The 19,485-nt window shown below is 56.8% G+C and carries 15 protein-coding genes; 4 read left to right on the forward strand and 11 right to left on the reverse strand.

Annotated elements, in window-relative coordinates; all coding sequences use genetic code 11:
- Positions 1 to 8 precede the first annotated feature (8 nt).
- The 3 genes from CFT68_RS09750 to CFT68_RS09760 form a co-directional block, all read right to left on the reverse strand.
- Positions 9 to 359 carry a DNA-directed RNA polymerase subunit omega gene (locus CFT68_RS09750; protein WP_088843241.1) on the reverse strand — a complete coding sequence of 117 codons (351 nt, stop codon included), beginning with the start codon at positions 357 to 359 and terminating at the stop codon, positions 9 to 11.
- Positions 360 to 484: 125 nt separating this feature from the next.
- Complete coding sequence (locus CFT68_RS09755) at positions 485 to 1,312, reverse strand: outer membrane protein assembly factor BamD (RefSeq protein WP_088843242.1); 828 nt, start codon at positions 1,310 to 1,312, stop codon at positions 485 to 487.
- An 83-nt stretch (positions 1,313 to 1,395) separates the two neighbouring features.
- Entirely contained in the window at positions 1,396 to 3,129 is a 1,734-nt protein-coding gene (locus tag CFT68_RS09760) for an OstA-like protein (RefSeq protein WP_088843243.1), read from the reverse strand.
- A gap of 265 nt (positions 3,130 to 3,394) precedes the next feature.
- Between CFT68_RS09760 and tilS the strand changes: the two genes are divergently transcribed.
- Positions 3,395 to 4,723: a tRNA lysidine(34) synthetase TilS gene (gene tilS, locus CFT68_RS09765; RefSeq protein ID WP_088843244.1), complete on the forward strand. Its 1,329-nt coding sequence runs from the start codon at positions 3,395 to 3,397 to the stop codon at positions 4,721 to 4,723.
- 112 nt (positions 4,724 to 4,835) lie between these two features.
- Positions 4,836 to 5,777, forward strand: coding sequence for a malate dehydrogenase (gene mdh, locus CFT68_RS09770; protein WP_088843245.1), 942 nt, complete (start codon positions 4,836 to 4,838; stop codon positions 5,775 to 5,777).
- A gap of 320 nt (positions 5,778 to 6,097) precedes the next feature.
- Here mdh and CFT68_RS09775 read toward each other — a convergent pair whose 3' ends face one another.
- From CFT68_RS09775 to mutL, 3 genes are all read right to left on the reverse strand, one after another.
- Positions 6,098 to 6,994, reverse strand: a complete 897-nt coding sequence (locus CFT68_RS09775) for a rhomboid family intramembrane serine protease (protein ID WP_088843246.1) — start codon at positions 6,992 to 6,994, stop codon at positions 6,098 to 6,100.
- Between the two features lie 195 nt (positions 6,995 to 7,189).
- Entirely contained in the window at positions 7,190 to 7,975 is a 786-nt protein-coding gene (locus CFT68_RS09780; protein ID WP_088843247.1) for a rhomboid family intramembrane serine protease, read from the reverse strand.
- Positions 7,976 to 8,083: 108 nt separating this feature from the next.
- Positions 8,084 to 10,150, reverse strand: a complete 2,067-nt coding sequence (gene mutL, locus CFT68_RS09785; protein ID WP_088843248.1) for a DNA mismatch repair endonuclease MutL — start codon at positions 10,148 to 10,150, stop codon at positions 8,084 to 8,086.
- Positions 10,151 to 10,456: 306 nt separating this feature from the next.
- Between mutL and CFT68_RS09790 the strand changes: the two genes are divergently transcribed.
- Both CFT68_RS09790 and bshA read left to right on the forward strand, forming a co-directional pair.
- On the forward strand, positions 10,457 to 13,408 hold the full coding sequence (locus CFT68_RS09790; protein WP_088843249.1) for a glycoside hydrolase family 3 N-terminal domain-containing protein: 2,952 nt from the start codon (positions 10,457 to 10,459) through the stop codon (positions 13,406 to 13,408).
- A gap of 195 nt (positions 13,409 to 13,603) precedes the next feature.
- Positions 13,604 to 14,749 (forward strand): N-acetyl-alpha-D-glucosaminyl L-malate synthase BshA, encoded by a 1,146-nt coding sequence (gene bshA, locus CFT68_RS09795; protein ID WP_088843741.1) that lies wholly within the window; start codon positions 13,604 to 13,606, stop codon positions 14,747 to 14,749.
- 170 nt (positions 14,750 to 14,919) lie between these two features.
- Here the strand turns inward: bshA and CFT68_RS09800 are convergent, their stop codons facing one another.
- The 5 genes from CFT68_RS09800 to CFT68_RS09820 are packed head-to-tail and all read right to left on the reverse strand — an operon-like array spanning position 14,920 to position 19,479.
- Entirely contained in the window at positions 14,920 to 15,690 is a 771-nt protein-coding gene (locus CFT68_RS09800; protein WP_088843250.1) for a 3-keto-disaccharide hydrolase, read from the reverse strand.
- 55 nt (positions 15,691 to 15,745) lie between these two features.
- Positions 15,746 to 16,633, reverse strand: a complete 888-nt coding sequence (locus CFT68_RS09805; protein WP_088843251.1) for a hydroxypyruvate isomerase family protein — start codon at positions 16,631 to 16,633, stop codon at positions 15,746 to 15,748.
- 2 nt (positions 16,634 to 16,635) lie between these two features.
- Positions 16,636 to 17,889 carry a nucleoside permease gene (locus CFT68_RS09810; RefSeq protein WP_088843252.1) on the reverse strand — a complete coding sequence of 418 codons (1,254 nt, stop codon included), beginning with the start codon at positions 17,887 to 17,889 and terminating at the stop codon, positions 16,636 to 16,638.
- Between the two features lie 52 nt (positions 17,890 to 17,941).
- On the reverse strand, positions 17,942 to 18,409 hold the full coding sequence (locus CFT68_RS09815) for a c-type cytochrome (protein WP_088843253.1): 468 nt from the start codon (positions 18,407 to 18,409) through the stop codon (positions 17,942 to 17,944).
- Positions 18,410 to 18,426: 17 nt separating this feature from the next.
- Positions 18,427 to 19,479, reverse strand: coding sequence for a sugar phosphate isomerase/epimerase family protein (locus tag CFT68_RS09820; RefSeq protein WP_088843254.1), 1,053 nt, complete (start codon positions 19,477 to 19,479; stop codon positions 18,427 to 18,429).
- Positions 19,480 to 19,485 lie beyond the last annotated feature (6 nt).

Consider the following 19,485-nt stretch of genomic DNA (forward strand, 5'->3'; position numbering starts at 1 on the left):
CCGACCGATTACTCAGGACGACGAGCAGGTGCTTCTGGCAGCACTTCCTCTTCGGGCGTGCGGTACATTACTTTGCCTTCCAAAAACTCCTCGATAGCCAGGTTGGTAGGCTTTGGCAGGCGCTCGTAGTGCTTGGAAATCTCGATTTGCTCGCGGTTCTCAAATACCTCTTCCAGGTTGTCAACCGTGGTAGCGAATTCAGCTAGCTTGCCATTCAGCTCCTCTTTCAGCTTCACGGCCAGTTGGTTAGCACGCTTCGAGATGATAGCAATGCTCTCGTACACGTTGCCGGTTTCATTGGCAAACTCCGACATATTACGGGTCACGATGGAAGCGGAGAGGTTATTAGGAGTCTTCATATGGCTTGATCTTCTGATGTGCTGATTTTTGATGTACTAATGTGCTGTTTTTTTTATGGAGTTGGCATATTGCTGTCCATCGGCCCGTAGGCGCTGGCCAACAAATCAACCACATAACTAGCAGCTTACTTTGCGGCAGTTGTTTCAGCAGGCTTAAGCTTGTCTGCCTCCGTGCGGGAGGTATCATACATACGCTCAGCTTCCTTGAGGTTTTTGCTCTGCGGATAAGTATCTACGAAGCTCTGGTAGAAGGCAATGGCCTCCAGATATCGCTCACGCTGCTTTTCCGGTACGCTTTCCCGGGCCAGGTCATACTGGGCGCTAAGCTTCAGGTAAGCAGCCTGCTCATTGAAACCCGACGACGGAAACTGCTGCTGGAAGCTGGTGAAGGCCGTCACGGCCGACTGATAATAGCGCAAATCGTAGTAGAGGCGGGCGCTTTGAAACGCTTTGTTCTCCAGCTTCTTCTGTAGCTCCAACGACATCCCCTCCGTTTCCTGGCGGAATTTGCTTTCCGGATATCGGTTCAGAAACTCCTGAATGCCTTCGAGAGCCGAGAACGTATTCGTCTGGTCTAGTTGATATTCCGGCGAATCGCGGAATAATGATTTGGAGTGCAGGAACATAGCTTCCTCCGCCAAAGCAGAGTTAGGATATGTTTCGTAGAAGGTCTTGAAGTAATAGGCCCCAAGCGTGTAGTTGCGCTGCTTGAAGTTGGTATTGGCGAAGTAGAACTGCGCCTTTTCTGCCTCGGGGCGGCCTTTCAGCAGCGGAATCAGCTCCTCGAACAGCGTACCGGCCTTAAAGTAGTCGCCCTTCTCGTAGTACTGCAAGGCGGCTTCGTACTTCTTGTTCACGTCGCTGCTCTTCAGGAGCTTTTGGTAGCCCGTGCAAGAGCCGAGCAGCAACGTGCTCAATAACAGAACAAAGAAGGTAGGTCGAAAAGAGAGCATAAGGGGCGCAAAGGTAACGAAATGGTCTTGAATACATAGCCATGCTCTGCAGTGCTGCTATATAGGGCACTACGGCAGGCTAGCTATTTCTTCACGGGCGTTTTCAAGGGAGCTGGCTTGGGGGTTGGCGTTGCCGCCTTTGGTGCGGTAGCAGGCTTTACGACGGGTGCTTTTTTCTTGACAGGAGCTTTTCTGGCCGCAGCTTTCTTTACGGTCACTTTCTTAGCGGGCTTGGCCGCAGACTTTTTCTTAGCCAGCGGCGCGAAGTGCTTTCCTAACGTCTGGCGGCGGGTGGGGCGTTCCTTGGGTCGCCAGCGCATGCCGGCAAGTTTCGATTCTTCGGGCTTTAGCTCATTGGGAGGTATGAAGCTGGCATCGGGGTTGGTCAGAAACGTGATGGTATTGAGTTTGCCTTCCGCAAAGCGCATGGCCATAGTCGCCGAAAGGGCCTTGTTCACGCCCGAAACGGCCGTGTCACCATCAAGAGCATAGTAGAGGCTCTCGGCGTTGCCAAGCACGTCAATTTTTTTTATCGACTTCTCCCCGAAATAGGCCACCATGTTGCGGCCCTTCACTTGGTTGAAGTTCAGCAAGGTATCCTGGCCTACACTGAACGCGTGGCCATAAAGCCGCATCTGGTCGATTTTACCCTTCCGCTGCTGAATCTCCATGCTGTCGGCGGTGAGCTGGTTTTTGTTGTTCCAGAGTACCGGATCGTGGCTCAGGTAGATGATGGAATCCTGCCGGTCGTAGGTCAGCGAGTCGCAGCGACCCTGCAGATCGGCGCGGAAAATGCGGACTTTGCGGTAGGCGTAAATCACGCCGGCTTTGTTCTGAGGTGGCCTACCTTCCAGGCTCACCAGCGTATCGGCGGCCAGATAGAGCGTATCCTTCTGGTTGATGTTGCGCATTACGGGGGTGCCGTAGATTTTGGCCCGGCCCTGCGCCCGCCAATACCGGCCTACATCCCCGCGAATCACGATGTTATCCTTCTTGGCCGTCATCGAGACGTGGCCGGTAGCTACGCCGTACTGGTTGGCTTCATCGTAATACAGCTTGTCGCCACCGAGCAGATAATTGGGCGTCTCAATTTTGGCGTTGCTGGCGAAGTTCGAGACCTTCGTGACAGTGTTGTAGTTACCGTTTTCGGCATATAGGCTACCCTGTGGCCCTTTAATGCGCGTTGGACCGAAGAAGTAGGCAATCTTGGAGATGGTGTTGTACTGCAGCGTATCCGTATCGATGATGTTGTCCTTGGTGACGAGCTTCACGTTGCGCTTGAAGCTGAAGACCTTCGTAGCGGTGCTGTAGTAACCGAACTGGCTGTCGAGAGTGTTTTCGGGGTCCTGGAGGTGGCCGCCGGTGCTGTAGTAGGCCAGGTTGCGGTTCAGCTCGTAGTCGAGGAGCTGGGTGGTGAGCGTCATGCGCGGGTCGCGCAGGGTCACGTTGCCGGTTATGCGAGCCTTGCGGGTGTCGCCGTCGTAGAAGCCCCGGTCGCCGGTAATCGTGATGGTGTCGTTCTGGATGATGCGCACGTTGCTGAACGCTTCCAGCGCGTTGCGCTCCGTGTACTGGTAAGCCGAGTCGCAGAACAGCAGCGTAGTGCCCTGCTTCAGGCTCACGTTACCGAGCAGCTTCCGAATCTGAATGCCGTTGAAGGTGCCGCCTTCCAGTGCATCGGCCCGCACCAGCTCAATCGGCTGGCCTTTTTGGAGCGGCGAGGGCTGCGCGCCGGGCCGGGCCGGGCGCTGTTGAGCCACTCCCAGCAGTGGCAGCAGCGCGAGAAAGAGCAGAAAAACTGACTTCGATGACGACATTTCGGGACAAAGGTACAGAAGGCCCGTCGCTAACGGTTTTCTTTGTGGATTATTGGCTGGTTGAATAGTAAGACTGGCCTAGACATTAGAGCTAGAAACTAGTTCCCCTCCTCAGCTCAGGAGGGATTAGGGGTGGTTGACCAGAGCGTTGCCCATCTTATTAGCCATTAGCTCTGGTTCTCGTTCTAGGCCACATCAACCACCTCTAGCCCCTCCTCAGCTGAGGAGGGGAACTAGTTTCTAGTTTTTAGCTCTACAATTCCCCATGCTCGACCAGATCCAACAATTCATACAGGAACACAACCTCTTCTCCCCTACTGATACCTTGCTGGTAGCCGTCAGTGGCGGCATGGACTCGGTGGTGCTGACCGATGTGCTGCACCAGTTGGGCCAGCCGTTTGCCGTGGCGCACTGCCACTTTGGGCTGCGCGGTGAGGAAGCCGATGCCGACGAGCAGTTTGTGCGCAAGCTGGCCAAGAAGTACGACGTCCCCTACTTCGCGGAGTTCTTCCAGACCAAGCAGTTTGCCGAACAGGAAGGCATTTCGACGCAGATGGCCGCCCGCGCCCTGCGCTACGAGTGGTTCGAGCGCCTGCGTCAGACCCAGGGACTGGCCTACATAGCCACCGCCCATCACCAGCGCGACGCTGCCGAAACCATGCTCCTCAACCTGACCCATGGCACTGGCCTAGCGGGCCTGCACGGCATCAAGCCAAAGAATGGCTACTTAGTGCGCCCCCTCCTACCCATTGGCAAGATGGAACTCTACGATTATCTGGTAGAAAACCATCTGATGTGGCGCGAAGATGCCAGCAACGACAGCCCCGTGTATCAGCGCAACCGCCTCCGCCTGGAGGTGCTGCCGGTGCTACGCGACATCAACCCCAACCTCGACCAGACGCTGCAGATTACGGCGGAGCGCGTAGGAGGAGCCGAGGAAATTGTACGGCGCTACGTAGAGGATACTGCTGCCCAAGCCCAACGCGAAGAGGAGCAGGCCACCTACCTCGATATCCGGATGCTGCAGAAAACGGCCGCTACCACGCTGGTGCTCCACGAGTTACTGCGCCCCTTCGGCTTCTCCTACATTGTCACGAAGGACATCGTGCACAGCTTCGGGGCCGAGCCGGGCCGCCGCTTCGAGTCGCCGACGCACCGGCTGGTGAAAGACCGGGAGCAGCTAGTCATCACGCGCAAGAATCTCTCGAAATTCGGCACCCACCAGCTGGCGCTAGGTCAGGAGGCGCTCAAAATTGACGGACTGCACCTGCGCACCGAGTTGCATGAAGTAGCCGAAGGTTTTGATATTCCGCGGGGTAAGGCCGTGGCGGCGCTGGATGCGGATGCGCTGAAATTCCCGCTGATTGTGCGGGCCTGGCAGGAAGGCGACTGGTTTATGCCCATCGGCATGAAAGGCAAGAAGAAGCTCTCCGATTTCCTTATCGACCAGAAAGTACCCCTCAACCTCAAAGACAACGTGCAGGTGCTGTGCTCCGCCGACGGCAAGATTGCCTGGGTCATCGGCTTTCGGCCCGATGAGCGCTTCAAGGTAACTGAAGAAACCGAGCGTGTGCTGGTAGTAAAGCGTATGTAAGTGGCCTAGAACTGGCCTAGCTGCGAAGTTTCGCGGGGTTTACTACCGCCGAAAACGGTTTATAGGTTAGCTTTACGCCAGAACCCACATCTCACACCCATATTCCATCCCAATGAAAGTTACCGTAGTTGGAGCCGGCAACGTAGGCGCAACCTGCGCTGATGTACTAGCCACCCGCGAAATTGCCAATGAGATTGTACTGGTAGATATCAAAGAAGGCTTCGCTGAAGGCAAGGCGCTCGATATCTGGCAGAAATCCCCCGTTATCGGCTACGATTCCCGCACGGTGGGCGTAACCGGCGACTACAGCCGCACTGCTGGCTCCGATGTGGTAGTAATTACCTCGGGCCTGCCCCGCAAGCCCGGCATGAGCCGCGACGACCTGATTTCGACCAACGCCGGCATCGTGAAAACGGTAACCGAGCAGGTAGTAAAATACTCGCCCAACGCCATCATCATCGTGGTGTCGAACCCGCTGGACGTGATGACCTACCAGGCGCACCTCACCTCGGGTCTGCCCCGCGAGAAGGTGTTTGGCATGGCTGGCATCCTCGACACGGCTCGCTACCGTGCGTTCCTGGCTGAGGCTCTCAACGTAAGCCCCAAAGACATTCAGGCGGTACTCATGGGTGGCCACGGCGACACTATGGTGCCTCTGCCCCGCTACACCACTGTAGGCGGCATCCCCGTAACCGAGCTGATCGGCAAAGCTGAGCTGGACGCCATTGTACAGCGCACGGCTGTAGGTGGCGGTGAGCTGGTGAAACTGATGGGTACTTCGGCTTGGTATGCTCCGGGTGCTGCTGCTGCGCAAATGGTAGAAGCCATTGTGCGCGACCAGCGCCGCGTATTCCCCGTGTGCATTGAGTTGCAGGGCGAGTACGGCATCAACGGTGTGTATCTGGGCGCGCCGGTTATCCTCGGCAAAAACGGCATCGAGAAAGTAATCGAGCTGCAGCTGAACGATGAGGAGAAGGCCATGCTGGAAACCTCCCGCGGCCACGTGAAGGAAGTAATGGACGCGCTCGACAACATGAGCAAAGCCACTGCCTAAGCATCACGCCAACGCAAATTCTACCGGCCGCTCTGCTCACGCAGGGCGGCCGTTTTGCGTTCTAGGCCACCCTCAAGTATGAGCAGGGAACTAACACTCAATTGAAAGTGGCCTAGAAGGCTATAGTTTATCTTGTCTCAGACAGGACGGAGTTAGGACAGTTGACTATCCAGTTTCCCGATACCATAAAAGCACGTCATCCTGAGTGCAGCGAAGGATCTACTCACGATAGCACGAGGCACTAGGCCAGTCGTTCATACAAGGTAAGATACTTCGCTGCACTCAGGATGACGTGCTTTTTTGAAGGTTGTTCTAGGCCACTATTTCTGGCTGGCCCGGAAGAGCTTCTGCTTTTCATCTTTGGAAAGGCTCTCGTAGCCGGAGCGCGAAATCTTATCCAGAATTACATCAATTTCATCCTGCTCAGGCTTGGGTAGTGTGCCTTTTTTAGCTGGTGCGGCAGCGGGCGCGGCGGCGGCGCTGCGGTGCGTCACGCGTAGTCGGGGCCGGCCGCTTAGTAGCCCCCCCACAAAGTCGCCGACGGCTTGCACGGGACGGCCCAGGTCGCGGCCTGCTTGGAGCTGCTTGATGAACAGATAGCCTATCAGCGCGCCGCCAATGTGCGCAATACCGCCGCCAGGGTTGCCCTGGTTGATGGCAATAATGGAGAGCAGGATAACTACTGCCGCAATGTATTTGATGCGGACCGGCCCGAACAGAAACAGGTTGAATGTATACTCAGGCAACAGCGTGGCCGCCGCCATGATAATGGCCGTGACAGACGCCGAAGCACCCAGCAACGACACATTGGGGTAAATCCGTAAGGCCGGAATTAGGTTGAAAGCCAGAAGAAACAGAACAGCTCCCGCCAAGGCACCCAATACATAGAGGCTCACCAAGCGTCGGTCGCCCAGGTATTCGCGAACAAGAGCCCCAAACCAATACAGGTTCAGTAAGTTGAAAAGGATGTGAAAGAAGCCTTCGTGGGTGAAGGCATACGTGAACAACGTCCAGGGGTGCCGGAGCAACGAGGGCAAGTCGGCGGGCAGCTGAAACTGTCGCAGCACGTTTTCAAAATACACATCGGTTCCGGTCAGGAACATAATAGCTTTGACCAGAACCAGAAACACAAACACCAGCACATTGATCAGCAACAGTTGATTCAGCGCATTATCGCGGCGGCTGAACGCTGTGCGGATATCGTTGGCAATACTCATGGGTGGACGAAGAGAAGTAGAACAGAGAAACCGACCCGACCACTACCTAACGGTGCGCCGCCCGGGATGATGCAGGAAAGGGTCGCAATTTTCAGGCAAGCTTTCCGCTGGCACCTAGTTACTGCCAAGCTGGCGGATGGCGAGGCAAGTATACCATATCTACCCGGATACTGGCCTGGCCGCCTGGCCTACGCCTTAGTACATTCGGGTACGGTTGCGCTGCCAGAGCAGCACCAGCACCAAGCCCACCAGTAGGCCACCTAAGTGAGCAAAGTGGGCCACGTTGTCGCCGGGCGCACGCTGCACGCCGCTGTAAAACTCAAAAAGCCCATATAGTACCACAAAGTATTTGGCCTTGATAGGAAAAGGCAGCGGAAAAATCATGAGCGGCGTGTTCGGGAAGTAGAACGCAAACGCCAGCATAATCCCGAACAAGGCCCCCGAAGCGCCGACCATCGGACCACTCATGCTAGCCTGATAGATGTCTTCCATACTAGCCAAGGCACTTTGGATCAAGCCTGTATCATCGGGGGTGGCATGGAGCTGCCGGGCTACGGCGGCGTACCGATCCCGGTAGTTAGACATATTATTGTCCACGAAATCCATCAGGTTGATATCCGTCGGCTCTGAGCGGAACACCTCAATATCGTGGCGCATCTGCTGCACTTCGTAGGTGCGCAGGCCATTATACAACATCCCGGCGCCCAGCCCGCAAATCAGCCAGAACGTCAGGAAACGCCGGCCGCCCCAGCGCTGCTCCAGCATCGGCCCGAACACAATCAGGCCCAGCATATTGGAGAATATGTGGCCCAGATTAGCATGCATGAACATGTACGTCAGGAACTGCCAGGGCTGAAACAGAGGCGAACCTATGGGATACAGCGCCAAAAAGGACAATTGCCCGTTGATCTGCAAAGACAGAAAAAACACCACAACATTGGCGATGAGCAAGTTGCGGACCGTAGGCGTAAGTTGAAACATTGAATCGTTGATTTTCGCGGGTAAAGTGGCCTAGCACCTTGGCCTATACGAGAACTACTCAACAGTTGCTACCTAGGCTAGTGCAGTAAGTGGCCTAGGTAGCAACTATCAGCGGTTAAAGAAGGCCTGTAGCTCGCTTAGCTCCAGCAGCACCAGCGTGCGGCGGCCATCGGGGGTGTAGCTGGGTACAGAACAGGCAAACAACTTGTCTACCAAGGCCGTCATTTCAAATTCGGAGAGGCGGCTGCTGGCGGCGCTGGTGGCTACCCGGCGGGCCAGGGCGCGGGCCATCTGCTCGCGGCGGTCCAGCTTCACGGGCCCGGCGTGGTTGCGAAACTGCTCAATGAGGCCTTCCAGGAGCTCCTTCTCGTCGCGGGCCGGCACATCGGCCGGAATGCCTTCCACGGCAATGGTGTACTTGCCAAAATCGGTGAAGCGGAAGCCTAAAGCCTTTAGTGGCTCCTCTACTTCGCGCAGGATGGCAAAATCCTGGGGCGTAAACGTGACGGTACGCGGGAACAGCAGCGTCTGGGAAGCACTGGTTTCGCGCTCCAAAGCCTGCGCATACTGCTCAAACAGAATCCGCTCCCGCGCTGCCACCTGGTCAATCAGCATCACGCCCGATTTCACAGGCACCAGCAAATATTGCTGATGCAGCTGCAGCACTTTGTTGCCGGGCGCCACCGGAGCCGCCCGCAGCGGCAGCTCCGGCGAAGCGGCCGACGGCGCAGGCATTACAGTAAAGCCCTGCTCCGACTGGCCTACAGGCTCCGCTGGCAGCTCTAGGCCAGTTGGCAACATCAGCTCGGCGGGCGCCGGTGGAGTTTCCGCTTCCTCAGCTTGGCGGGCGGCGGCAATAGCAGCGGCGGAAGGCACAGGCACCCCGATAGCGGTGGCTTCGCGCTCCACATCGGGCACCTTCACTTGCTGCAGGCTTTTATAGAACTCCTCCAGCTCGCGCTTGGCTTGGTCGGTAGGCCTAGGCGGCAGCTGCCTTTCATACGCATCGGAACGGCCCGACCGGGACTCGCCTTTGCTGGGCGTACTCGCGGCGCGGGAAGCCGCGGAGGCCAGCGCATCGGGCTTAAAATCAGCTGCAAACGGATTCTGCTCGTTGCCGGACAGGCGTAGCGGCTGAATGGGAGCAAAATTCACGTCGCCCTCGAAATCCAGGGACGGGGCCATATTGTGCAGGCCCAGGCTCTGCTTCACGGCGGCCCGCACAATGGCGTACACGGTCTTCTCGTCCTCGAACTTGATTTCCGTTTTGGTGGGGTGCACGTTGATGTCGATGGTCTTGGGGTCGAGCTCCAGAAACAGCACGTAGAACGGGTGCGTGTCTTTGGGCAGCAGGCCCTCATAGGCCGTGAGCACGGCGTGGTTAAGGTAAGCCGAGCGGATGAACCGGTTGTTCACGAAGAAAAACTGGTCGCCCCTACTCTTCTTGGCTGATTCTGGCTTGCCGATGAACCCGCGCACCGAAATAAACGGCGTCACTTCCTCTACTTGCGCCAGCTGCTCCTTGTAGCCATTGCCCAACAATGACACAATCCGCTGGCTCAGCTTGCCGGCAGGCAGGTTGAACACTTCCAGGTCATTCTGGAAAAGCGAGAAGCCGATCTGCGGATTAGCCAGCGCCACGTGCTGAAACTCATCCAGAATATGCCGCATCTCTACCGCATTGCTCTTGAGGAAGTTGCGGCGGGCCGGCACATTAAAAAACAGGTTTTTCACCGCAATACTGGTGCCGTCGGGGCAGGCTACGGGCTGCTGACTCGTTATCTGAGAGCCTTCTACCAGCAGCAGGCTGCCGGTATCCTGGCCGCGTTGCTTGGTGCGCAGCTCCACTTGGGCCACGGCCGCTATACTGGCCAGGGCCTCTCCCCGAAACCCCAGCGTGCGGATACGAAACAGATCGTCGGTGGTGCGAATTTTGCTGGTAGCATGGCGCTCTAAGCTCATGCGTGCATCGGTGGCCGACATGCCGGTGCCGTTGTCCACAACTTGGACTAATTGTTTACCCGCTTCCTTGATGATGAGCTGCACCTGCGTGGCGCCGGCATCAACGGCATTTTCGAGTAGCTCTTTTACCGCGGAAGCGGGTCGCTGCACTACTTCGCCGGCCGCAATCTGGTTAGCTAAATATTCAGGAAGCAGTTGAATAATATCCGCCATATAGAACTAAAATCAGAGGAAAAACGAAGCGCTTTTACAGCTTCCAAAAGACAGCTATCCGCTTGATAACAACCAGCGTCGGGAAATTATCCGTAAGTTTACGGCCAACTTTTGTGTGTGCTGCATGAGACGGATTTCTCCGCTTATGCGTTGGAGGTTAGAAAGGCAGGGAACAGAAGGCCAACAGAAACGGCCCCCGCTCCACGCCGGAACCACCTCTTCACATGCTTCTATGAAGAGTCAAAAGTAGGGCTTTTGCCTCGCTTTTTACCTTATATCACCACTTAGCACGAACAACGGGAGCCGATGCTCAAAGACTTTCGGATTGGACTTTTCCTTTTAGTACTGGCCATTACGGGTCTGATCATTTCCTCCTCCGCTCCGCGCGCGGAAGAAGTGCGCCCCATGTCGGTAGCTGAACAGAACTGGGTGGATAGTGTCTTCAACTCGCTCACGCCCGACCAGCGCCTAGGCCAGTTGTTTATGGTGGCGGCTTACTCCAACAAGGACCGTAAGCACGTGCAGTACACGGAGTTTCTGGTAAAGAATTATGGCATTGGGGGCGTGATGTTCCTGCAGGGCGGCCCGCGCCGGCAGGCCATCTTGGCCAACCGCTACCAAGCCGCTTCTAAAGTGCCGCTGCTCGTAGCCATGGATGCCGAATGGGGCCTGGATATGCGCCTTGACAGCTCCATGCACTTCGCCAAGGGCATGACCCTAGGTGCCATGGACGACGACCAGTACGTGTACCAGATGGGCCGCGAAATTGCCCTCAAGATGAAGACGCTGGGCGTGCACGTGAGCTTCTCGCCGGTTATCGACGTCAACTCCAACCCCAGCAACCCCGTTATCGGCAACCGTTCTTTTGGGGAGATCAAGGAGCAGGTAGCCAAGCACGGAGTGGCCTACATCCGGGGCCTGCAGGATCATGGCATTATGGCTGTGGTAAAGCACTTCCCCGGTCACGGCGACACCGATGTCGACTCGCACGTAGCCTTGCCGGTTATCAATTCCGACATGGCCCGCCTGACCAATGTTGACCTCTACCCTTTCCAGAAGTCGTTTCAGGCGGGCGTAATGGGCGTGATGGTAGGCCACCTCTACATGCCGCTTCTTGATACAGTGCGGTCGTTATCAGCTACCATCTCCAAGAACCTTGTAACGGGGCTCCTAAAAGAGAAAATGGGCTACCGGGGCCTTGTCTTTACGGATGCCCTGAACATGAAGAGTGTATCCAGCCTCTACAAGCCCGGCGAACTAGATGCGCTGGCACTGGTAGCCGGCAACGATGTGCTCCTCTTCTCGGAAGATGTGCCGATGGCCATCCAGAAAATCAAGGAGACGCTGGCGGCTGGCCAACTCAACCAGGCCGATATAGACTCTCGGGTGCGGAAGATTTTGCGGGCCAAATATTGGGCCGGCCTCAACCGCTACCAGCCCATCGACTTGCCCAATCTGATGACAAACCTGAACCGGGCCACCAGCCGCACGGTGCAGCAACAGATTTATGAGCACGCCACCACGGTAGTGAAAAACGAGGACGACCTGCTGCCCTTCAGCCGGCTGGATACCGTGCGCATTGCCTCCGTTACCATTGGCTCCGATGCACTGACCTACAAGGAGATAATGGGTAAGTACCAGAACGGCCCCGTGTATGCGGTGCCCAACCGCTACGCCCCTGACTCTTCGTTCACGCGCCTGCTCACACGCCTCACGCCTTATAACGTAGTGGTAGTGAGCCTGCACAACATGAACAATACGCCTGCCCATAACTACGGTATTGGGGAAGGCGCCTTGAAATTCCTGAAAAACCTGCAGGCTAACCCGCGCGTCAAAACGGTGGTCATTGCCTTTGGCAATGCCTATGCCCTGAAGCACCTGGCCGATGCTCGCACCCTGGTATGTGGCTACGAAGACAACTATGCCTCGCAACTGGTAATGCCCCAGGTGCTGTTTGGTGCTCTGTCGGCTAAAGGGCGCTTGCCCGTTACGGTTTCGGAAACTCTGAAGGCAGGCCTAGGCGTACCAACGCCCGACCTCAAGCGCCTGCGCTACGGCACGCCGGAAGCCGTAGGCCTAGACTCGCGCGTACTCGCCCAGATTGACAACGTAGCGCTGGAATCAGTGGCCTACGCGGCCGCTCCGGGCTGCCAGGTGCTGGTGGCCAAGGATGGAATGGTGGTCTTTGATAAGAGTTACGGCTACTGCACCTACGATAAGTCGCAGCCAGTGAATAGTAGCACCCTGTACGATCTGGCTTCCGTAACGAAGGTTGCTGGTACGCTACAGGCTATCATGTACCTTAAAGACCAAGGCAAGCTCAACATTGATGACCGAGTAGCCTCCTACCTGCCGGAGCTGAAAGCCACAAACAAAAAGGACATGACGGTTCGGGAAGTATTGATGCACCAAGCCGGCTTGAAGCCAGGCATTAGTACCTGGGAGAAGACCATCACCAAAACAGGTCCTAAGCCAACGTTCTACGCCAGCACCGCTTCCCCCGAATTTTCCCGCGAAGTAACCCCCGACCTCTACAGCCTCAGAACCGCCGATGACTCTGTTTGGCGTTGGGTGCAGCGCTCCAGCTTGCTGCCTAAGGTGAAGGGCAAATACCCCGTAGAATACAGCGACCTGAGCTTCATTATCCTGAAGCGCGTAGCCGAGAAAGTGCTCCAGCAACCTATTGATGCTTTCCTGCAGAAGAATTTCTACCAGCCGCTAGGCCTAGGCACCATGACCTACAACCCGCTGGAGAAATTCCCCAAGTCGTGCATTGCGCCTACGGAGAACGACACGTACTTCCGGCGGGCCTTGCTGCAGGGCACCGTACACGACCAAACCGCCGCTATGGTGGGCGGTGTGGGCGGCCACGCGGGCTTATTCTCCAACGCCAACGACCTGGCTATTCTGATGGAGATGAACCTACAGAACGGCCGCTACGGTGGGCAGCGCTTCTTCCAGACGCCGGTAGTAACGGAGTTTGCCAACAGCAAAGAAGCCGGCAGCCGCCGGGGCCTGGGCTGGGACCGTGGCGACCCAAGCAAGCCCGAAGGCCCCACCAGCAACCTGTCGCCGGCCAGCACGTTTGGTCACACGGGCTTCACTGGCACCTGCGTCTGGATGGACCCCGAAAACAAAATCCTCTACATCTTTCTTTCTAACCGCGTGTACCCCGATGCCGGCAATAACAAGCTGCGTCAGTACAACATCCGCACCCGTATCCACGACGTAATTTATAAGTCGCTGCAGAAGACATGATCTGTTGTCCAGCTTTTCTGTTTCTTTGACCCGCAATCGGCGGTGAGGCGTTCTACGGAGCGACTTGCCGCCGATTTTTTGTAGCGCGAAGCTCCAGCCTCGCGCAGCGTACTGGCTCAACTGGTGTCGTTGCCAAACCTACTGCCCAACGCGGCGCAAAGCTGGAGCTTCGCGCCACTGCTCCCCCGCCCCATCATGAATATCGGCATTGTCTGTTACCCTACTTTCGGCGGCTCCGGCGTCGTGGCCACCGAACTAGGTAAAGCTTTGGCCCTTAAAGGCCACCGCGTCCACTTCATCACGTACAGCCAGCCGGTTCGCCTGGATTTCTTCAACGAGAACCTGTTCTACCACGAGGTCTATATTCCGCCATATCCGCTGTTCCAGTTTCCGCCTTATGAGCTAGCGCTGGCCAGCAAAATGGTAGACATTGTGCAGAACGAGAAGCTCGATGTATTGCACGTGCATTACGCCATTCCGCACGCTTCGGCGGCCTATATGGCCAAACAGATTCTCCTGACCAAAGGCATCCGCATTCCCGTTATCACCACGTTGCACGGCACCGATATCACGCTGGTGGGCAAAGACGCCAGCTATGAGCCCGTCGTGACGTTCAGCATTAACCAGTCAGATGGCGTGACGGCGGTTTCGGCGGATCTGCGCCGCGAGACCTACGAATACTTCGCTATTGAGAAGGACATTGAAGTGATTCCCAACTTCATCAACCTGGAGCGCTTCAAGAAGCAGAACAAAGGCCACTTTAAGGCGGCCATTGCGCCCGATGGTGAAAAGCTGCTGGTGCATACCAGTAACTTCCGCTCGGTGAAGCGCGTGGAGGATGTGGTGCACATTTTCGATGGTGTACGCAAGCAGACACCCGCTAAACTCCTACTGGTAGGCGACGGACCCGACCGGCCGCGCATCGAGAAAATCTGCCGCGACCTAGGCCTATTGAGCAACGACGTACGTTTCCTAGGGAAGCTGGAAGCCGTAGAGGAAGTGCTCAGCATTGCTGACTTATTCCTGATGCCTTCGGAAAAGGAAAGCTTTGGCCTGGCCGCGCTGGAAGCTATGTCGTGCGAGGTGCCGGTTATCAGCACGAATGCGGGCGGTATTCCGGAGCTGAACGTGCACGGCGTAACAGGCATGGTTAGCAACGTAGGCGACGTGGCCGACATGGTCAAAAATGCGCTCTATGTGCTCGACGACGAGAATCTGCCGCGATTCAAGGAAGCTGCCCGCGCCCGCGCCGAAGAATTCGCCGTCGACAACATCGTTCCACTCTACGAAGCCTGCTACCAGCGCGCCATTGCGGCCCAGCTGGCTGCCATACAGGCCTAGCACCTTCAGCAAGAAGCTGCATAAAAGCACCTCCTCCTGAGCGCAGCGAAGGATCTTGTCACGTTAGCACGAGGCGCTAGGCCAGTCGTTCCAGCGTGACAAGATCCTTCGCTCCGCTCAGGAGGACGTGCTTTTATGATCAAACGATACCCTAGGCCACTCTCCTGCCTCTATAGCTCCCGCACCCAGATGTTGCGGAAGCTAAGCGGCTCGCTCTTGTCGCCGTGCGATTGTAGCTTGATGGGTGACGGGCCGTGCGACTTATAGCTGGGCGGCCCAATGTACACCGTAGCGCCGGCCAGCTCCACGTTGTTCTGGACTACCACCCCATTGAACCACACCGTCACGCGGGCGGGCGTGAGCAGGGTACCGTCGGGCTTGAAGGTGGGCGCCGTCCAGAGCACGTCGTAGCTCTGCCATTCGCCGGGCTTGCGGGTGGGGTTGGCCAGCGGGATGCGCTGCTTATAGATGCTACCGGCCATACCATTCACGTAGGTTTTGTTCTGGTACGAGTCTAGAATCTGCAGCTCGTAGCCTAGGTCGCCTTTCCCCAACGAGGCCAGAAAAACGCCGCTATTGCCGCGCGCCTGCCCCGTACCGGAAATGTTGGCCGGCACGCGCCACTCTAGGTGCAGCTGGTAGTTGGTGAAGCTTTGCTTGGTTTCAATGTTGCCGGTGGCTTTGTCCACGGTAAATGCCCCGCTTGCTACCTTCCATTTGGCCGGCACATTGCGGTCATCCGCCGATACCCACTGGCTTAGATCTTTGCCATTAAAAAGCACCACGGCATCGGAAGGTGGCGGCAGGAAATTGGGGGTGGCCACCACGGCTTTGGGCACGGGCTCCCACACTTCCGTATCCTCGGGTTTGCCCGCCGGCTGGGTTTGGGCCTGACAGCCAATGCTCATGAGTAAGGCGACTACAAGTACGAACTGCTTCATGCGACCTGGGTTGATAGATGCGTACAACGGACTGGTATGGTCAATTCCTGATTTTTCATACGTCACACAACTGAACCGCCTGCCGCAACGAGGCCAGCTTGTCGGGTTTGGTGGGCATGAATTCCTGCGCTACGTAGCCTTTGAAACCGGTAGCCAGAATAGCGCGCATAATGGCCGGATAGTTCAGCTCCTGGGTTTCGTCTAGCTCATGGCGGCCCGGCACGCCAGCCGTGTGGTAGTGAGCAATGTAGTTATGGTGCTCGGTAAGGGTCCGGATAACGTCGCCCTCATTGATCTGCATGTGGTAGATATCGTAGAGCAGCTTGAAATGCTCAGAACCTAGCTTCTTCGCCAGCGCCACGCCCCAGGCGGTATGGTCACACTGGTAGTCTTTGTGGTCGATTTTGCTGTTGAGTAGCTCCATCACCAGCACCACCTTGTGCTTTTCAGCCAGCTTGAGGAGTGGCTGCAGGCCTTTGGCGCAGTTCTCTAGGCCAGTAGCATCCGACATGCCCCGCCGGCTCCCGCTGAAACAGATGAGGTTGGTGTAGCCCGCTTCCGCCACGCGCGGAATCATGGCAGCGTACTGCTTTTGCAGCTGGGCGTGGTAGCGCGGGTCGTTGAAGCCGTCGGTCAGGTTGATTTCGGCGCCGTTGCACATGGGCGAGTCGAGACCGTATTTCTTCAGCGTAGGCCAGTCGGCGGGTCCCACCAGATCAATACCTCGGATGCCCATTTCCTTGGCGGCGATGCACAACTGCTCTACCGACAAATCGGAAAAGCACCACCGGCACACCGACTGCTTGATGTTGTTTTTCAACCCCGTTTGCTTCTCGGTTTGCTTTTCATCGGGAGTGCACGCGCCGGCTACCCCCAGCGCCCCCACGGCAGCGGTGCTGGTGAGCAAGCCCTTCAGCGCGGCACGGCGGTTCCAGACAGCCATAGCTAGTTGGCCTGAGCCATGGAAGGCGCCGCTCCGTAGGCCACTGTATCGGAAGCTGGAGCGGTTTTTCGCTCTTTAAACAGCAGCAGAAACAGCAGCAGCACCACTACCGCAATACCCGCCGGAATCAGCCAGATCATGCGCCAGTCGTGTGTGCCTTCTGGAGTTTGGTAGGCATCAAAGATGCGACCCGAGAGCAGTGTCCCGATGAGCATGCCTACGCCATACGTAGCCAGTGTGATGAAACCCTGCGCCGAGCTTTTGAACCGCTCGCCGGCCAGGTTATCGGTGTAAATCTGACCCGTTACGAAGAAGAAATCGTAGCAGATACCATGCAGCACAATGCCCGCAATCAGCATCCAGTAGTTGCTTTCGCCATTGCCGTAGGCAAATAACACGTAGCGCAGTACCCACGCCAGCATCCCGATAGCCAGCATCTTCTTCACGCCCAACCGGCTAAACAGCACCGGAATCAGGAGCATAAACAGCACCTCCGACACCTGGCCTAGGCTCTGTACGCCGGCGGCCTTTTTCATGCCTACCTCATTCAGAAATGGGTTCGTGAAGCCGTAGTAGAAAGCCAGCGGAATACAGATGGCAATAGACGCCAGAAAGAAGATCAAATACGAGCGGTTCTTCAAAAGCCCGATGGCATCGAGGCCCAGCATATCACCCAGGGAGCTTGACTGACCAGATTTTACGGGTGGCGTAGCCGGTAGCGTAAAGCTGAACAGGCCTAGCAGCGCCGAAGCACCGGCTGCCATCAGAAAAGTAGCTTGCAGGCTACCGCTCTGCTCCCAGTTCAGCCAGCCAATGGTGAGGCCCGCCACAATCCAGCCCAGCGTGCCCAGCACCCGAATGGTAGCAAATTCTTTCTGTGGGTCCTGCATCTGCCGAAACGCAATGGAATTCACCAACGCCAGCGTGGGCATATACAGCACCATATAGGTCAGGATATTCGGGTAAAAGCTACCGAAGTCCGGCGACTGGGAGGCGCGCCACAACAGCGCCGCGCCCGCTAGGTGCAGCACGCCCAGAATCTTCTGCGCTGAGAAAAACCGGTCGGCAATTAGGCCAATGATGAATGGCGCCACAATGGCCCCGATGGACTGCGTCAGGAACGCTACGCCTACCTGCGTGCCTGTAGCGCTCAGGTTACGCAGCAGATATGTACCCAACGTCACGAACCACGCGCCCCAGATGAAAAACTCCAGGAACATCATAATGGACAGCTTAATCCGGGTGGTGGCGGTCATGGGCAGCGGGAATTATGGGTAGGTAGATAGCGGGAAGAAAGGGGCAATTGGCCTACTTCAGGCTGAGAATGTAGCGGGTCATCTCCTGGGCGTCGGCTTCGGAGATGTTGGGGTGAGGCGTCATGGCGATGTCGCCCCAGTTGCCTTTGCCGCCGCTAATGATTTTGCCCGCCAGCATTTTGACGTTGGCATCGGTGGCGGGGTATTTCAGCGCCACATCGTGGTAGGCAGGGCCCAGCAGCTTCTCGTTTTCGCGGTGGCAGCTGGCGCAGTCGGCACCTTCCATCAGCTTGGCGCCCGTGGCTACGGCTCCGCCTGTCGGGGCCGTTCCGATTTTGGTGACGTTGGTATCTACCTGAGGCTGACGCGCTACAGCCGTTACGTTGGCACCCGTGGTGCTGTCGTTGGCCAGGTTATAGTCGGGCTCCGCCAGGGTGTATTTCTCCTGGGTCTTGGGTTTATCCGGATTGCAGGCGGCCAGGCCAGTGCAAAGGCTGAGTAGCAGAAATACTTTTTTCATAGCACAGAAAGAGTAAGCTAGAGGCCTAGCAGCGTTTTATTGAAGGTTTCATCAGTTCCCGAGGCGGCGAAATCGTCGAAGGCTTTGTCGGTTACCCGAATGATATGGTCGCGGATGAAGGCCGCGCCTTCGCGGGCGCCATCTTCGGGGTGTTTGAGGGCGCATTCCCACTCCAATACGGCCCAGCCGGGAAAATCGTATTGGGCCATCTTGCTGAAAATGGCCTTGAAATCTACCTGTCCATCGCCGAGAGAGCGGAACCGGCCGGCGCGGTCCACCCAGCTTTGGTACCCGCCATACACGCCCTGCCGCCCCGTGGGGTTGAACTCAGCATCCTTGACGTGAAACATCCTGATGCGCTCATGATAGATATCAATGTACTCCAGATAATCGAGGCATTGCAGTACGAAATGTGAGGGGTCGTAGAGCAGGCAGGCGCGGGCGTGGTGGCCTACCTTATCCAAGAACATTTCGTAGCTGATGCCATCGTGCAGGTCTTCGCCCGCATGCACTTCGTAGCAAACATCCACGCCGCATTCGTCAAACGTGTTCAGGATGGGCAGCCAGCGCTTGGCTAACTCCGTGAAGCCTGTTTCCACCAAGCCAGCCGGGCGCTGGGGCCACGGGTACACCATCGGCCACAGCAGGGCACCGCTGAAGGTGGCGTGAGCGGTCAGGCCGAGGTTTTGGGAGGCTTTGGCGGCATACTTGAGCTGCTGCACGGCCCACTCCTGCCGCGCCTTGGGGTTGTTGCGCACAGCTGCGGGAGCAAAGCCATCAAACAGCTGGTCGTACACCGGGTTCACGGCCACCAGCTGGCCCTGCAGGTGCGTAGAGAGCTCCGTGATTTCCAGACCAGCGGCCTGCACTTTGCCTTTCAACTCATCGGCGTAGGTTTTGCTTTCGGCGGCTTTTTGCAGATCTATGAAGCGGCTATCTAGCGTGGGCAGCTGCACGCCTTTGAAGCCCAGGCCACTTGCCCACTGGCAAATAGCCTCCAGGCTGTTGAATGGCGGCGTATCACTGATAAACTGCGCTAGGAAAATAGCAGGGCCTTTTATAGTCTTCATGCGCGG

Origin of the sequence: Hymenobacter gelipurpurascens (genome assembly GCF_900187375.1) — a bacterium.
GTDB lineage: Bacteria > Bacteroidota > Bacteroidia > Cytophagales > Hymenobacteraceae > Hymenobacter > Hymenobacter gelipurpurascens.

Excerpts from the sequence above, each read along its gene's own strand:
- mutL (WP_088843248.1), bottom strand. The coding sequence starts at position 10,150 with ATGGCGGATATTATTCAACTGCTTCCTGAATATTTAGCTAACCAGATT.
- CFT68_RS09755 (WP_088843242.1), bottom strand. The coding sequence starts at position 1,312 with ATGCTCTCTTTTCGACCTACCTTCTTTGTTCTGTTATTGAGCACGTTG.
- CFT68_RS09800 (WP_088843250.1), bottom strand. The coding sequence starts at position 15,690 with ATGAAGCAGTTCGTACTTGTAGTCGCCTTACTCATGAGCATTGGCTGT.
- CFT68_RS09760 (WP_088843243.1), bottom strand. The coding sequence starts at position 3,129 with ATGTCGTCATCGAAGTCAGTTTTTCTGCTCTTTCTCGCGCTGCTGCCA.
- CFT68_RS09815 (WP_088843253.1), bottom strand. The coding sequence starts at position 18,409 with ATGAAAAAAGTATTTCTGCTACTCAGCCTTTGCACTGGCCTGGCCGCC.
- bshA (WP_088843741.1), top strand. The coding sequence starts at position 13,604 with ATGAATATCGGCATTGTCTGTTACCCTACTTTCGGCGGCTCCGGCGTC.
- CFT68_RS09750 (WP_088843241.1), bottom strand. The coding sequence starts at position 359 with ATGAAGACTCCTAATAACCTCTCCGCTTCCATCGTGACCCGTAATATG.
- CFT68_RS09820 (WP_088843254.1), bottom strand. The coding sequence starts at position 19,479 with ATGAAGACTATAAAAGGCCCTGCTATTTTCCTAGCGCAGTTTATCAGT.
- CFT68_RS09810 (WP_088843252.1), bottom strand. The coding sequence starts at position 17,889 with ATGACCGCCACCACCCGGATTAAGCTGTCCATTATGATGTTCCTGGAG.
- mdh (WP_088843245.1), top strand. The coding sequence starts at position 4,836 with ATGAAAGTTACCGTAGTTGGAGCCGGCAACGTAGGCGCAACCTGCGCT.
- tilS (WP_088843244.1), top strand. The coding sequence starts at position 3,395 with ATGCTCGACCAGATCCAACAATTCATACAGGAACACAACCTCTTCTCC.
- CFT68_RS09780 (WP_088843247.1), bottom strand. The coding sequence starts at position 7,975 with ATGTTTCAACTTACGCCTACGGTCCGCAACTTGCTCATCGCCAATGTT.
- CFT68_RS09790 (WP_088843249.1), top strand. The coding sequence starts at position 10,457 with ATGCTCAAAGACTTTCGGATTGGACTTTTCCTTTTAGTACTGGCCATT.
- CFT68_RS09775 (WP_088843246.1), bottom strand. The coding sequence starts at position 6,994 with ATGAGTATTGCCAACGATATCCGCACAGCGTTCAGCCGCCGCGATAAT.
- CFT68_RS09805 (WP_088843251.1), bottom strand. The coding sequence starts at position 16,633 with ATGGCTGTCTGGAACCGCCGTGCCGCGCTGAAGGGCTTGCTCACCAGC.